Origin of the sequence: Bacillus sp. SH5-2 (genome assembly GCF_008368905.1) — a bacterium.
GTDB lineage: Bacteria > Bacillota > Bacilli > Bacillales > Bacillaceae_G > Bacillus_A > Bacillus_A luti.
On sequence record NZ_QOSD01000003.1, the window covers coordinates 14374 to 29803 of the forward strand.

The 15430-nt window shown below is 39.4% G+C and carries 20 protein-coding genes; all 20 read right to left on the reverse strand.

The window, feature by feature from the left end; translation table 11 throughout:
* Positions 1 to 38: 38 nt before the first annotated feature.
* The 20 genes from DN410_RS02840 to DN410_RS02935 all read right to left on the reverse strand — a co-directional run bounded on the left by DN410_RS02840 (position 39) and on the right by DN410_RS02935 (position 15421).
* Positions 39 to 2018 carry a M14 family zinc carboxypeptidase gene (locus DN410_RS02840; protein WP_149175248.1) on the reverse strand — a complete coding sequence of 660 codons (1980 nt, stop codon included), beginning with the start codon at positions 2016 to 2018 and terminating at the stop codon, positions 39 to 41.
* Positions 2019 to 2039: 21 nt separating this feature from the next.
* Positions 2040 to 3563 (reverse strand): chitobiase/beta-hexosaminidase C-terminal domain-containing protein, encoded by a 1524-nt coding sequence (locus DN410_RS02845; RefSeq protein ID WP_149175249.1) that lies wholly within the window; start codon positions 3561 to 3563, stop codon positions 2040 to 2042.
* A 14-nt stretch (positions 3564 to 3577) separates the two neighbouring features.
* Positions 3578 to 4300: a baseplate wedge 1 family protein gene (locus tag DN410_RS02850; RefSeq protein ID WP_218947454.1), complete on the reverse strand. Its 723-nt coding sequence runs from the start codon at positions 4298 to 4300 to the stop codon at positions 3578 to 3580.
* Positions 4301 to 4316: 16 nt separating this feature from the next.
* Complete coding sequence (locus tag DN410_RS02855; protein WP_149175251.1) at positions 4317 to 5507, reverse strand: baseplate J/gp47 family protein; 1191 nt, start codon at positions 5505 to 5507, stop codon at positions 4317 to 4319.
* A 3-nt stretch (positions 5508 to 5510) separates the two neighbouring features.
* Positions 5511 to 5870: a contractile injection system sheath initiator gene (locus tag DN410_RS02860; protein WP_149175252.1), complete on the reverse strand. Its 360-nt coding sequence runs from the start codon at positions 5868 to 5870 to the stop codon at positions 5511 to 5513.
* Between the two features lie 11 nt (positions 5871 to 5881).
* Complete coding sequence (locus DN410_RS02865) at positions 5882 to 6352, reverse strand: Gp138 family membrane-puncturing spike protein (protein WP_149175253.1); 471 nt, start codon at positions 6350 to 6352, stop codon at positions 5882 to 5884.
* A complete protein-coding gene (locus DN410_RS02870) occupies positions 6349 to 7176 on the reverse strand; it encodes a phage protein (RefSeq protein WP_149175254.1) in 828 nt (275 codons plus the stop codon). Before DN410_RS02870 ends, DN410_RS02865 begins: the two co-directional genes overlap by 4 nt.
* On the reverse strand, positions 7173 to 7481 hold the full coding sequence (locus tag DN410_RS02875) for a phage baseplate plug family protein (RefSeq protein WP_149175255.1): 309 nt from the start codon (positions 7479 to 7481) through the stop codon (positions 7173 to 7175). The genes DN410_RS02870 and DN410_RS02875 overlap by 4 nt, the downstream gene beginning before the upstream one ends.
* 9 nt (positions 7482 to 7490) lie before the next feature.
* Complete coding sequence (locus DN410_RS02880; RefSeq protein WP_149175256.1) at positions 7491 to 7910, reverse strand: phage baseplate protein; 420 nt, start codon at positions 7908 to 7910, stop codon at positions 7491 to 7493.
* 12 nt (positions 7911 to 7922) lie between these two features.
* Entirely contained in the window at positions 7923 to 8228 is a 306-nt protein-coding gene (locus DN410_RS02885; RefSeq protein WP_149175257.1) for a hypothetical protein, read from the reverse strand.
* Positions 8229 to 8466: 238 nt separating this feature from the next.
* The gene (locus DN410_RS02890; protein WP_149175258.1) at positions 8467 to 10599 is read right to left on the reverse strand and encodes a phage tail protein; all 2133 of its coding nucleotides are present in this window, start codon (positions 10597 to 10599) and stop codon (positions 8467 to 8469) included.
* Between the two features lie 227 nt (positions 10600 to 10826).
* Complete coding sequence (locus DN410_RS02895; protein ID WP_088060391.1) at positions 10827 to 11087, reverse strand: hypothetical protein; 261 nt, start codon at positions 11085 to 11087, stop codon at positions 10827 to 10829.
* A gap of 29 nt (positions 11088 to 11116) precedes the next feature.
* Entirely contained in the window at positions 11117 to 11512 is a 396-nt protein-coding gene (locus tag DN410_RS02900) for a phage structural protein (RefSeq protein ID WP_149175259.1), read from the reverse strand.
* A 24-nt stretch (positions 11513 to 11536) separates the two neighbouring features.
* Entirely contained in the window at positions 11537 to 12544 is a 1008-nt protein-coding gene (locus tag DN410_RS02905; RefSeq protein WP_255446640.1) for a DUF3383 family protein, read from the reverse strand.
* The gene (locus tag DN410_RS02910) at positions 12537 to 13037 is read right to left on the reverse strand and encodes a phage neck terminator protein (protein WP_472926179.1); all 501 of its coding nucleotides are present in this window, start codon (positions 13035 to 13037) and stop codon (positions 12537 to 12539) included. The genes DN410_RS02905 and DN410_RS02910 overlap by 8 nt, the downstream gene beginning before the upstream one ends.
* Complete coding sequence (locus tag DN410_RS02915) at positions 13034 to 13387, reverse strand: hypothetical protein (RefSeq protein WP_149175261.1); 354 nt, start codon at positions 13385 to 13387, stop codon at positions 13034 to 13036. The genes DN410_RS02910 and DN410_RS02915 overlap by 4 nt, the downstream gene beginning before the upstream one ends.
* A gap of 2 nt (positions 13388 to 13389) precedes the next feature.
* Positions 13390 to 13866 carry a hypothetical protein gene (locus DN410_RS02920; protein WP_218947455.1) on the reverse strand — a complete coding sequence of 159 codons (477 nt, stop codon included), beginning with the start codon at positions 13864 to 13866 and terminating at the stop codon, positions 13390 to 13392.
* 146 nt (positions 13867 to 14012) lie between these two features.
* Positions 14013 to 14267 carry a head-tail connector protein gene (locus tag DN410_RS02925; protein WP_149175263.1) on the reverse strand — a complete coding sequence of 85 codons (255 nt, stop codon included), beginning with the start codon at positions 14265 to 14267 and terminating at the stop codon, positions 14013 to 14015.
* A gap of 17 nt (positions 14268 to 14284) precedes the next feature.
* On the reverse strand, positions 14285 to 14506 hold the full coding sequence (locus DN410_RS02930) for a Rho termination factor N-terminal domain-containing protein (protein WP_218947456.1): 222 nt from the start codon (positions 14504 to 14506) through the stop codon (positions 14285 to 14287).
* A gap of 60 nt (positions 14507 to 14566) precedes the next feature.
* Positions 14567 to 15421 (reverse strand): phage major capsid protein, encoded by an 855-nt coding sequence (locus DN410_RS02935; protein ID WP_149175265.1) that lies wholly within the window; start codon positions 15419 to 15421, stop codon positions 14567 to 14569.
* Between the last annotated feature and the right edge of the window lie 9 nt (positions 15422 to 15430).

The following is a 15430-nucleotide window of genomic DNA, read 5'->3' on the forward strand; positions in this document are numbered from 1 at the left end:
TCCTTGAATTCAAAAATAAAAGAGCAGCTTCCTTCTAGCTACTCTTTTATCATCAGCTTAATGATGTTTACAATATTATTTACTCTTCTTGCAATCTCGTGATTATATTTCAAATAAGTATCTACAGAGACAGCTGTGTCTGTGAATTGATCATCGAATTGATACTTTTTAAACTCATACATTTTGTGATCTAGTCCTGTATCGATTCGAACACAATTGATTCCACGCTTATTGAATACATAGTTACCAAATGAATTCGTCTCGTTTTTTAGTAACTCCGCGACTAGGCCCTTTTCGGATAAATAATCGACATAGCTCTCAACATAAGCTCGATCTGTCGTATCCTGGACCGGGAGGACAAAAGAGTCGTCTGTCGTTGCTGCGTATATATCCGTTTTGTTTAATTCACGCTGATAGATCACTCCGTCAATTGTTCCAATCGTATCCATGATACTCACAATATTCGAGATGTTGACCTGGGATAATGTAGGCGTTCCATCTGCTGCAAAATTACCAGCTGAATTAAGATATTTGGTCGTATGCTCTAAATATGGAACGAATACGATTCTCACGTTTTCTTTTAAATAAAGTAGGTGTTCATCGTGATTCGCATATTTACATAACAACTCAGCTAGTCTTAACATAGCGATTGAAAAATTAAATGGCTCTTTGTTCGGTTCGGTACGTCCCCCGACAATAAGAACGGTCTTTTTATATCCCCTTTGCGGCGCTAAAATATAATGATGTACGGCTTTTCCGTCGGAACTCGTTACAGAGGTTGAACTTTTTTTCATGTACTTCGAATACTTAGTTGCTAAACCATCCCACATAGGAATAATTCTATTAAAATCATTACCCTGATTAAATGCCCACTCTCCACCGGCTTTCCACCATTCTAATTCGAACCATTTTTTATTACTTTTGAGTATTGGCGCTTTATGGTTTGCGATCGTATTAACTAAGATTGCATTTAAATATATATCTATCATTTTAGTCATGAAAGGTCCGTCAAACGTTGTTCCAATTCCCTCATACGAACCCTCCACCGTACTTGCCGGTATTCCCATTGTACGTCCTGCCCAAACTGGAAATACACCCGAAGTCGTCGTGTCCTTGTCATGCCATATAAACGGTGGTCTGTCCGTAATGTATTTCTTTGCTAGATACCAAACCAAAGGACGCGTTTGTTGCAATGCTGTTTTATGAAATGTATTATAGTTAATCCAAAAATCACCTTGTACCGAAGCTGTTGCACTATCATGAAAATCAAACGCATAATGAAAATTTTCCGGCCCGTATGCAAGGATTGTATCACGTACCCATTTTGTTTCGTTCTCTGAAAATGGACCCGAACCGTTATGATCCGCACCTATAGAAGTGACTGGACCAAACCAAAAACCGTCATAGTTACGGTTACAGTTAACACCAACCCCGTTTCCACCGTTTGCAGAATCATTTGAATTCACCAGGGTATTATGAGCGTGTCCCCACGGGTTAATGACTGGAATGATAACCATTCGAACCCTTTTTCTCAAATAGGCAAGGTGAGGTTTCTTCTCCCATTCTTCCGTCACTAATTGACATATCCTAGTTATAGTACATTTTGCCGCCATTTCAGATCCGTGCACACCTGCACCGATGTAAATAGTTTTGTCATATCCATCTTCCGGTGTAAAAATCCAACGGTGTAAATCATAAGTTCCTGACATATCTTTATATGGCGCTGTTTCTTTTTTCACGTACTTAGGAAAATCCGTCACCATACGGTCGAATTCAGCATAATATTGTTCTACTGTCCAACCTCTATACACGCGACCGCCGGCGATGTGTGCCCCTGTTTCTGCATCCGGTATATAATATTCATAAATAGACGCTACGTTTCCACCGCCACCCGTCCCGCCGCTTCCCGACTCCCCTTTCGGTCCTTGTGGTCCTGCCGGTCCTTGTGGTCCCATTGGTCCCATTGGTCCTTGTGGTCCAGTTGCTCCTGTTCCGCCGCTACCTTTTTTCCATGCCATATATATTCCCCCTATCTATAATTAAAGAGCAGTTACTTTAAAGTTATCGAATCCAAGTCCGACAATGTTAGCGTTAACGCCGATTCCTACCGTTGTAGTAGGTAGCATTGCAAATGTATCGGTCGCCGTTAGTTCTAATACATCGTTTACAAATACTTTAATTAACCCGTCCGAATAGTTTTCAATTTTAATTGCGTCATTCTCTCCTACAAAAGAAGTGCCGGTTACTATTGTGGAGGCATTCCCCCCCTTAGGTATCTTGACTAGAGAGTATTTACTCGTAGGTAATCCTAAAACGGGCTTTAATAGATATAACATATCCGCATCATCGGACGCCATTCTTATACAAATAGCCATAGAATCACCAGAACCCGATGGTAATGACCTTGTTTGTGATTCAATTACAAAATTATTTGTCGGAATGATTTTTGTTGTAAATCTTCTGAATTTATTAAGGGCATTAGCATATGTTCCACCTGAAGAATATGCCATATTATTTCTAATCCCCAGTAAAACTGTACCATTAACACTAGTATAGTTAGTCCATGTATGCCCGCTATCTGATACTCCTAAAGTTGGGCTATCTGGACGGTTGAATGTATCTTCAAAAAGAACTGTTCCTGGTGTTGTTTCTTTATTAATCGTATAAACAGCCGTTTGTACAGAACTGATATTACCAGCAGTATCTTTACCCAAATACTTGAGTGTAAGTGAGTTAGCTACGGAAATAGGTGATGTATACACTGCACTATTCACTGTCGGTGTACTACCATCAAGCGTGTAATATATAGTTGCTGTTTCATTTGCTGATAAAGCAACTAATTGTGTGCTAGTGTAAGTTCCTGCAACTGGATTTGCAGTTACAATTGGTGGCGTAGTATCTCCACCACCTGTATTAATGGTAAATAATAAAGTTTGTACAGCACTAACATTCCCTGCTGAATCTTTCCCGAAAAATTTCAATGTTTTAGTGGTACTAATAGTAATAGGCGCATTATAAATAGCACTACCCGTTGTAGGTGTGCTCCCATCTAATGTATAGTAAATAGTCGCTGCTTCATCTGCTATTAATGTCACACTTTGCGAACTGGAGAATGTGCCACCATTAGGAGAAGCAGTTATGTTTGGCGGTTTGGTATCTGGTGCACTCGTACCTTCCCAATAATACCAACTGTTTTCAGATACAATCCAAACTGGTTTATCACTACCATTTGGAAAAGCACTTTGCAATTCGGATAAAGTATTATAGGATAAGACTCCACTTCCACCTGTAGTGATTTGCTCTTGTAAAATCTTTATTCGATTGGTATTCTCTTCTACACCTTGTTTAGCTGTATTTATATCGCTTTGAATACTTCCGATCGTTTCTTTATGCACTGCATTCTCTTGTAATTCCTTAATTGCTTCATACGTTCTATTTTGCAAGTAGTTCATATAATCTGCTGGTGGGCGTTCGTCTACTTTCCATCCTCTTTCCGCTTTGGAGAGTGGTGGTTCAACTCCAGTGGCGTTCCATATAGGGAGGCTCTTTTTAAATTCTGCCATCATATTACTCTCCTTTACCAAGGTAATAATGCATCTTTTGTATCGTCTTTAAATCCATTAATCTTAAAATAACCCCCGAATCGCCCACCTCGTTCCGTATCAGTGCTAGATAGCCCCCTTTTTTCTTGCACCTCTTCATCAATTGAGCCAAATCTAAACTCCCCACGGTTATAAGCATCGCCCGATACAAGTCCCATCGTTTGAAAACCATGTTCCTTATCCTCATCTTGCACCTTGTCTATATAGTCAGAGAACATAAATGACCCAATGTAATGCAAATCAACATGTACGCCACCAACTACGAGAGAATTGACGATATATCCGAATTCCTCTAATGGAATACCAATAGCAATGGCATACTCTATATCAATTTCGATATACATCCCAACTGGTCGTCCTGTTCTCCATTTCTCTTGTATTTTTATATACTGCTTATCTACCCCTAAAATAAATGACAAGAATTTCAAAATAGTTGGAATCGACCCATCCGAGTTATTCCGAATGATACGCGATTTTAGCAGAACACGAAACGTAGCATCATCAAACCCCATACGATCCTGTCCAATGTTTCGCCCCATGTAATCAAGCGTTACTCCTTCGGCCTGATCAATATCACGCCACTCGCTTATTTGCTGCAGTAACTCTTCATTTTCTTGTATGTGGTTCGCTGCAAGCTTCATCATTTTTGAGATATTACTATTTTCATTACGATTATAATTATCGGTTATTCGACTCATTATCTTTTTATATACATCAGACAAAGTTGACCACAACCTTATTAAAGTCAGTATTTGGAATTTCAAAACGACCGATACCTATATTGGAACTTGTCCATGTTGAGCCACCATCTTTTGAGAGTTCTACTATACAATCTTTCACACCAACTACATTTGCAAAAACATTTGCTGCGATTTTCCCTGTAACAATCGCGTCTCCCATTCCTAAACCAGTGTATCTAACTCCATTCGCATCAAGACCACCGATGTATTTTATAACTTCTGTTTCAATCATTTTTTCACCCATTGCTAGTGCAGGGAATTCTCCATCACGATATACGGTTACACGAACATATACTGGTTGATCACTTGCTCTACTAAAAGCAATTACATGCTCATTTCCACCTTCATCCTTAACCGTGAATTGATTTTTCCCATATGCACGTATACCACCAGGTTTTGCAGCTAAGATTGTTTTAACAATTACATCATCATCTCCGCCGTACACTACACATTCGATGCTATTTGGTGGTCGTCCCTCAGAATCAGGAACATCATCCGTATTACTAAAAACAATCGCTGTACGAATACCAGGTACATCTTGCAGCAACCTTGCACGGATGCCATCTGGCGTTGAAGATCTAGTCGAGAAAGAATTTGCATATCTTCTGCGAAACTCTAAATCTGTTTCTTCTTCTTGCCCATAACGTGTTTGCTCTACGTTTGTAACGCTATTTACCCCTACCGATGGCGTTATAATTTCAGTAATGGTGTTAACCTGTACATTACCTATAATTCCTGGAATAGCTGCTTGTATCTTTACATCAACTACACCGTTTCGATAATCATCGCGTCCGACTTCTGTAGTCACAAATTCGGTTCCATTTTTCGTAGCAATAATTGTCCCTAGTTTTACGATGGTACCCGGTTCCACTTTGAATCGTGCAACACCGATAGCAGCAGTTGCTCTATACCGTTCTAAGCCACGATTCTTCCCGACATAATCCAAACTTACTCCTTCTGCCGTAAAGTAAAACGCGCTATAATAAATCGACTCTGCTAATTCATTCTCTTCTGCTCTTGCAAAAGCGATATTTTTAATAAATAATCCCAATGGACCACGCTCTGATAAATCCACATCGTTTCCCCAGAATTTACGAGCTTGTTCTTCCATCTCTTTAATAAAATCAGCATACCGTTTACGCTCAAACCCTTCAGCTGTTAACATGCATTACACCCTCCCTTCCAACACTTCTTCCGTTCCTTTTTTCGTGAATTTAAAATCGACAGAAAGCTTACGATGTTCCTTATCATAATCAAATGTGATATCTTGTATATTTTCTACTCGTTCATCTTGAAAAGCCGCTTCGAATAACGCTGTAGTAACTAAGTCCTTGTCATAGTGTTTCGCTTGCACTGTAGTACGATCAAAACCATGCCCTTTTGGATTTAAGAACCATGAACCCTTTGCGGTTTTAAAAATTACCGCTACAGCTTGCACTAGCTCGTCATCACCTTCCACCATTTTGAAAGAATTCTGTCCATCTAACTCAATATCGTTTGTAGCAGGATTGATATATAAGTTTTTCATATACCTCCTCCTTATCCGATTTGTGATCCATTTACTTCAACAATGCCTTTCATGATGATTTTCCCTTCACCAATAGCAATTGTTGCTCCACCAGACTTTTCGCCAATCAGAAGCTTGTCTGTATCCTCAGAAGGTAAATTATTTGTAAAAAGATTAATTCCACATACTACAACCGCATCATCTACCGCGAGCATACGTTGACTTGCGGGGTTATTCGCTTCATACATGATGTTATCTATTTCCCTTTGCGCAAACACCACTAGAACGGTATCTCCGCGTTTATATGGCATTCTTATAAAAAACCCTGCTGTTTGTTGTATTCCAACGGGAACAGATTTAATTAATGTTTCGCCTGGTAATATCCTCACATCGGCTTTTAGCTTTACTGGATCATAGTTTTCTATTTTTCCGATTGCACATGTATTTAAGCTACCAATCATTTTTTCTTTAAATCGGCGAAAAAAATCATTCGCTTCTCTCATACTGGATACACTTCCATTTCGGTATAGTACGTATTGCCGTTACTCTTATGACGACCTTTCTCTACTCGAAATATACCATTTGCTGTTTTTGATTTAATTTGCAAAATACTATCCGTTGTAATGCGATGATGGAGCAGTGATACTACCTTGTATCCATTCATTACAATTTTCTTTTTGTTCTCATCAATACCCACTTCATAACTTGTTTCGATTGGTGAAGGTGTACCAATTAATCCGTGCTCTTTATCCAAGATAAAACCAATTCTATCTCCATCAAATTTATCTCGAATAAAGATACTTCCACGATTCACATGCACTTTTGCTCCACAATCTTTAGCTACTTCAACGATTGCCTGACCAAGCATTGTTTTCACTGTTTTAGCATTCTTATATACAACGTTTGTGGGCAAAATAAAAGACCCAATCTGCAAACCACTCATGCTGATTAGGTCACTTAATACCTGCTTCCCTGTGATGTTTTCTACATAGGCTTTATCCACCCATTGCTCCATCCATTTATCATTTACATCAATGACATTCACTTTTGTAATCTTATCCACGCCACTCCATTCCGTACGTGGATTTCTTACATATCCAACTAAAACAGCCCCTACATCGGATTGATAACCAGCATTTAATATGACTGGCATCCTATCTTGTATATTGTTAATAGTTGAATCTTTCAAATTGTATATTTCAATTTCAGATATATTTGGATCAGCTCCATCATCAAATGGAACATCAAAATTTATAGTAAAATCTTCATTTTTAAAGATGGTATTTCCAATAACCGCTTCATACTTGCGCCCCCATAACATACTCATAATAATCCCCCAATCTCTAATAGCACAGTCTCACCTAAGTTTTCAAAGGTAATTCGTGTTTCGCTACCGCTATTATCTTTAGGAGTAATTGTCACTTTAGGAAGTCGCTTATCGTTTAATGCATAAAATAAAGGTGAATCTAACACTACCTTTTCACCTACTACAATTACCTGGCCATCTTTTTCGATTCCAATTGTAAAAAAGTCATACCGTTTATTGTAATGGACTTCAAATGTAAATAATTCTTTTGCTAGTTCCATTTCAAAACGGTATGGAATTTCTTCTTTTATAATTTCAATATGCATAATATCCACCTACCCTGTAGGTTGTTTACGTCCTGCTGAAGATATAGCCTTTGTTTGCATGCCTTCAGCTAAAACAGACGGTTTAGCAATTCGTACTGACACTAAAGTCATGCTGAATTTCAAACCGCCTTTTATTTCCGCACCGTGTGAGGTGTTGAAACTTTCGATAACAACACCATACACACCGTTACGGTATACATAATCCATAATCTTGCCTTGCTTTTGATAGCGAATTAGCTTACTTAATTTTGCTGAAGCTTCTGGCCCCGTGAGAATACCGCTTATGTCCATCTTATCGGTTTCTCTTTCTACATGATCGGCAATTGACTCTCCACCCTCGATTGGGTGCTCTGTTACTTTTACACCATACTTTGGATTTTCGTCATAAACGGTATCCAAAATAATGTCACCTAGCTTTGCTTTTGGCATAAAACCACCTACCTATGTTGCTAGATTCATGTCATTCCAAAACTCTTCTAATGCTTTCTTTGCTGCTTCTTTTGCTTTTTGTGCAATTGTATCCGCACTATCTCCACCACCGTTAACATTAATAACGATTTGCGGTGCGAATGTAGTTCCTGATGAACTTCCACCGCCACCCCCGCTACTGCCTTGTGATGGACCATCTTTTTCAAGGTTTAATGTTGGTCTTGATCCAGTTGTTCCTAAAATCCCCGCATCTCGTAATGCATTAGATTGACGGGCAGTTAGTACCGCTTCATCTTTATGAAGTATCGCTCGATACAATTTGTTATCCTAAAGGCTTTTTATCCTCTAGTTCTTACACTTCATATTTGTGTAAGTTCAGCGTACGTTTTCACCCTCATCTTTCATGTTAGGATGTCGGGCACTCTTGGTAGGATTATTGCTCCCTTATCGCTCACCTACTACGCGTTACGGTGACGAGTGGTGTTCTCGTTTACCTCGGCATTAGCATCTCAGCCTTTTACCGATTTTACCCGATTTTTCAAAATAGATTTCTCTATTAAGCGGCTATACAATAACCGTCGAACGGTACTTGCGCAAGACCTGTAGCATGGCTTCCATCTGCACCACCGCCACCTAACCAAGATGGCAATGACGGAAAACTAAATGAAGGCATTTTAAAGCTGGTTATTTTACCAACAAATCCATCCCAGGCGCCTTTGGCCTTATCGATGAAGTTTAACAGCGGACTGAAGAAATCCTTGATAGCTGCCCCGGCACTACTCATGGCATCACTTATGGCTGTTTTTATAGAATTCCAAGTGTCCTGCGTGGATTGTTTCACCGAATTCCATTTATCAACTATCCCTTGCCAAATTTCTTGTGCTTTGTTAACAACCTTCGTTTTCGCTTCATCTATGGCTGTACCCACATATTCCTTCACGGCATTCCATTTTTCCATCGTATCAGACTTTATAGATTCCCACTTTTCTTTTAAACTAGCCCACAATTCAAGCGCTTTTGCCTTTACTGTATCCCAGTTTAGATAAAGTAGTACACCTATAGCAATCAGGGCTGCAATAGCTGCAATGATCCACGTAATAGGGTTTGCCCACATCGCGGCATTCAATCCCCACTGTGCGATAGTTTGCATCAATGTACCTGTTCGCCATGCCATCATCAATGTATTTATCACACCGATGATTTCCATACCTAACATGGCTAACTTAAATGCCCCTACACCAGCTGCTAAACTAATCAGAATATCAGAAATCGGACCCCAATTGTCTATAATGCTTATTCCTATATCAGATAGCATTTGGAAGAACCCTTGCACCCCTTCTGAAGTAGCTAGGAAGTTTGTTAAATCATTAAGTAGTCCTAGTAATTTCTCGCCAAGTGGAGCTAAAGCTACACCGACATCTACAATGAAATCAACCAAGTTTCCTAATACTTCCATCAGAACAGGTCCATTTGTTTTTACGTACTCAATAAAGCCTTTAAATCCATCTGACGAGCCAACTGTAGCTGCCCAATTTTTAAACTTTTCGGTTAAACTTAATAACCCTTCTTCCATACTTGCACCTAATGGCGAGAAAGCTTGCATTAATGAAAACACACCAGCAAAAACATTTCCGAATGCTCGAGCGAATGTATCTAATGCATCTGCTGCATTAATCGATAGCCATTCAAAGAACGGTTTCAATCCACCAGATTCTATTGCACTATTTGCATCTCTCATTAAAGCGAGTAATACATCTGCAACATTCGAAATTGTGGGAGCCATCCCCGTCAATATTCCCTGAACCATTTTTAATCCTTGACTGAACAATTCAAATACAGGTTTTTCAAACTGCTTTGTAAATTCTCCCCAGAAATCTTTAAATGCTTGTAAATCCTTTACGGCCCCTCTTTGTGCTGCGCCCATCTTTTCATAAACTGCTGCAAGTTCTTTTTGTGCCGCCAACTTTTCTTTTGCGGTATCTGCATTTGCTATCTTTTCCTCAAGTTTGGCGACCTCATCAGCTTTCTCAAATACTTGTCCTAATATAGAAACAGAAACAGCACCAAATGCAGCAGCACCAATACCTGCCGCTCCAAATGATGCACCTAATGCTAATATTCCCGCGACAAGCGGAGCAATAGCAGCCGAACCAACCGCGGTTAATGCTACAATTGCGGTTGCGATGAGTCCTATTTTTAAAGCTGATGTTTGGGCTTCATCACCAACATTATCCACTTCTCTTGCTGCACTTTGAGCCGCCCTTTCTAGTTCTCGCATGGATGCACTACCCGTTGCCCCTACTGCAACCAACGCTGCTGAAGCTTCACCTGCTTGATCGCCTACTTCATCCAATGCACGGGCTGTTTGATCTGCTTGACTCTCAACTCCATCTAGCATTCCATCTCCAACCGCTGCCATTTCTGCTAAACCAGCAGCCGCTCCTTGTGCTTCATCGCCTATTTCATCGATTGCATTTGCTGCGCTATGTGCTTCTGAAGAGATTTCATCAAATGCAGCACTACCAACTGCTGCAATTCCAGCAAATTCACCCATTACTTCATCGATTTCATTTCCCATTGCCTCAAGAGCATCTTCTATATCATCAACATCTCGTTCTATTTGATCCAAGATGGCTGTATTTACATTATCAAAATCAATACTGACTAGTAACTCACGTAATGTTCCCATTCTTCACGCCCCTTTATTTTGGGGTTTTCGGCATATTCTTTTTCGTGTTCTTTTCCGTTATGCCGATCGCAGCTAAAGATTCCATAACATCCTCTGCATCCCATGTTTTCACTTCCTGGGGACTAATGTTGTAGTGGGCAGCAATTACATGCGCCCACCAAAACCTTGCTGCTCTTTGAATATAGAGCTTGTCAACACTTTCAATGCCAGCAAGCTCCCGTAATTCCTTATTTTCCTTGTTGAAATCGGATTGCTGATAACACCACGTCGTCTAATTCGGCTGAATTATCAAAGTCATCCAATGTTACTTTAGGTTGTACGACAATATTTTCTAGTACTGCTGTATAAAGCGATCTACGTCTAGTCGCTTTGTTCTCATCTACCTCGTCCATAATATCCAACCAAGTAGACGGCACTACCTTTTGGAATAGATATTCTTTCTTCTCAACTTTACTAATGTGTGTTTTTGTTTTTTTATTTTCTGCCATGTTATAGGCCCCTCTCTATTTATCTATTTTTATTCCGCTGAATAGTCTGCTACATAAATCGGTACTTCAACACCACTTACTTCAGAACCAAACTCCGTACTAGGTGTTTTGAGAATACGCGCTTCATTGCCACCGGCTTTAAATTTACTATTATTCGCATCAATAACTTGAACCGGAATGTCACGATCTTCTTTTGATAATTTTCGTAAAAATGGTAATGAAGAAGATGTATGTTTTAATGTAATGGTAATCGTCCCTGTATTATCAGCGCTTTTTGCAAACGTTACATCGCCATGCGCTCCAATATGAGGAATAAAATTATCTTCATTCTTTTCGCAGTTTACAAACGTACCATCCATATAGCCCACCATAAATTGTCCATCTACAATGACACTTACTTTCTTTGGATCATAAGACTCTGCCATAATCTATAAACCTCCTTTTAGGAATTAAAGTTGTAATTCACCAAAAATGTCTACGTCCTCAATTGCACCTGCAATAGTTGCTCTCCACTTTAAATTAGGAAGCGTACGTTTTGCACGATCACTTCCACTTATCTCTGCAAGACTTGGTGCTTCAATACTATAAAGCGGATTACCAGCTGCATCTGTAGCGACAACACCTTGTTTCACACCTTCTTTTAACGTTTTTTCTAATTCAGCCACAACAAGCGCAATTCCAGCATCCGTAAAAGGAACCTTAGAAGAACGTACTAATAATCCGAATACATTTTCTATCATTCGAGCTTTTAAGAAATATTGACCTTGCAGAATATCGATGTATTCTCCTGTTGTTGTAACACCTTTTGATGTGATGTTTACTCCACCTTCAGTAATATAAGTGGATGCATTATTTGTTTCGATTTCTCCAATAACTGCATCATCATACTCAGCAGGTGCAATACCAGTAAGGTTTTTAAATGTCCATGTATAAGAGCCAACTGATTGTGGAGCACATACACCCACCCAAGCCGCTGCTGGATACGTATCAGGAGCAGGATGCACCATAATAACGGTGTTTTGTGAGTTTAATGTTTTCGCCAAAGCTTTATTAACTGTCGATGCGAAATAAAACTTCTCTTGTGTATTAATCCATTTCGATAATTCTGTAATAACTGGATCAGTTTGAAGTGAGCAATGTAAGTAGAAAAAGTCATTGTACTTCTTAACTAACTCGTTTAAAGCAGCGCTTAATTCAGTTGGATTCCCTGTAGCTGCTACATAAGCAACACCATGTACCGCAATCTTTTCTGGCCTTGGTGTTTGTCCTAAAATAGCGGATGCCATTTTATATGTCGCTGAATTTGTACCGTAATCCGTACCAATTCCAGCAATATCCGTATATTCTTTGTAGTCCAACTTCTTATCTGTAGACAAAATAAGCGGTAAACCAAATCCTTTTTGGCTCACCGCTTTTGTTTGTCTCGTGATAGTTACATTAACGTAACGATTACCCATGAGAAATTCCTCCTTCTGTTATCTCAACATCATCAACCGACTCAACGTCTTTTAGCTGCTGATGAGGCACTCTTAAAATGACATCAAAACCGTTTCTGCGCTCATAATCTTCTATAACAAATGCATCACGGTTAATGACATCGGTCTGATCGGCTACTGCTACCCCGATACTTTGCAGTACGTCTATTCCAGCAAAGGAGAACCAGTCATATATCTTCTCCGCTAATGCAACAGAATCGTCATCATCCATCGCATAAGCAGTGAATGAGATTGTAGTTTTGTAATCACTTAATCTCTGTAACTTATACTCACCATTGATAACAACACCAGTTTCTTCTGCCTGCCCGACTACTTTTCCGTATGGCGTGGTTAATTTGTACGTTGCATGTGGCACTTTCGGTCTCTCACCCATTTGATCGGCCATAATTATAGGAGCAGCACAATGCTTATTGATAGCAGGGATTAAAACGGCTCGTAATTCTTTTACGTTCACCCGTCTACCCCCTTCGCATAGTACATATATACATCTGCATAATCTTCATAATCTTTGTTTGCATCGATGGTATACATTTGCTTTTTATATTCAATCTTCTGCCCTATTTTTAACGGTGCTAATGTGTAAATCTTGCGGTCTTTTCTCGTATAGGTACCATTTGCTTCCTTTTGCAATTCATCCGTTGTAAGAGGAAGAATGATGCCTATCATGTGCTGTGGTTGTGCTTTTGCACCTGGAATCCATTTACCATTATCGTCATAATCTCCTTTTGTCCCCTTAACATGAACAATAAACGATACTTGAAATTCTTCTACGAAATCAGCAAATTGAAACGCTTTTCCACTCATCACTATTCCACCTCGTGTCGGATGGCACCAATCATGCGGCCGGAATCATGCAGAGGATTGGATGAACCTTTTACATTTCTTGTAGATGCAGCATTAGGTGGGCTCGATACAGTCCTAGCATGGCGCTGAATCATACCAGCGAATTCCATACCAATCATATCTGTAAATACATCCGGATCAATATTCAGCTCTATAACTTCCGTAAATAACATATCAATTTTGTCACCAATTTTATCAACGTTATTATCAAATCCTGTTCGGATAAAGGAGCGCTCTGGTATAGTGACAGATTTCAGTAAAGCAAAAACAGGTTCGATTTTATCACCGTTAACTCTTGCTAATACTCCACTACCATCCTCTAATCCAATTGCTTTAAGATCAGGAAAATCAGAAGCGCGTTTGTTTTTCGCTTCCGGAACCAATGGTATCGTTAGAAATTGAGCCTTTTTAGGGACAATCGTTGTACCGAACTCATGCACTCCAGCAATAGTAACTAAATCCGCATTATTTCCGTATTCATAATTGTCCTCACCAAAAATGCCAACCTTTATTTCCTTTTTTCCTAGCTTTTCTAACGCTCTTTTATAACGCTTGCTGTTATTGGTACTTCTAATAGTTACACCCATTATCTAAACCTTACTTTCATGTATGGTTTTAGAAAGTTTAAAGCCGACCTGTAGGTTGCACCCTCAAAAAAGCTTTTACTCATATCACCAAGTGATTGGCTCGCAACATTTTGACTTTCTTTCATCGATTTCACAATCATATCTATAGCAATTTCAACATCAGGAGGTAAAGACCCATCTGTGAATTGCGGCGAACAAAAACCATTGATATGAGCAATCGCCCCGGCTCTGTATTGTTCATCTGTTAATGCCACCAGCTCGCCCCCTTTAATTATTCACCGCTTAGAAGCTTAATTAACTCTTCTTGCTTTAAGCCGCTGTAATTATTTAGTCCTCGCTCTTTTGCCAACTTCTTTAATTCCGGTACTGTTAAATCGTTTAAATCGCTTTTTGGTTCATCAAACAGGATGAAGTCTTCATTTTTTAACAATCGACTTCCATGTTCCTCTGATACGCACCAAACGTGACCAGTCTTATTATTTTGAATCCACATCATATCAACTCCTAAAAAGAGAATAAGAGAGCTATAAATAAGCCCTCTTATGGTAATTTTTTATGCGCGTTTTGCACTTAATACCGCTAACGCTTCTGGACGCGTTACCTTCGCACCATATAGATGAAGGCCTTTCACCGCATCAGCGAATCGCTTCTCAGGACGGTACCCCTCAACTTGAGTTGCTTGCTCTGCATATGACCAAGCGATATTATGCCCAGCAATAATTTTTGAGTTCTCAGTTGCACCAGTTCCTGCTTTTGGCGTATTGTTAGATTTTAATACAAGGAAGCCAGCAGCTTGTCCGATTACACCATTTAATAAACGCTGATCAGAAGGTAAGTTTCCTGCTTTTACAAATCGGTCGTCTTTTAACATCATACCTTCATACCAAGGTGGCAGAACAACCCATCGCCCTTGTTCTGGTACATCTGCTTCATCTAACTTCACTGATAAATCTACAAGGTATTCATATGCATCGTTTTTTGTTGGAACAACCGGTGTAGTATCATTACCAATTACATGAGCAGCTTCTACATAATGAGATGCAATAAACAAATCTGCCTGATTTCGTAAAGCGTATGCAGCTTCTCTCATTGCTTCATCCATTAACTTAGGGTTTTGTTGGATTTTATCAACATCATCAATTTGGAAGTTGAAGAATTTAGATTGATCGATAACAAGATTACGAGTAGCGTCTGTTAATGTTTCTGGATCACTCATATTTCCATTCTTTGTATAGTTACCCACCGTTATTTTACCAATGTTGTTGATTTTCACTGTATCACCAGCAGCTTTAATCTCTCCTTCATAATCTCGATTAACAACTCCTGGCTGCCCAAATACTAGTGTCTTTTGTAAATTTTGAAGTAAACGCGCACTCCAAATTGTTGGGATAAAATTATTAATTGCCATAGATTAACG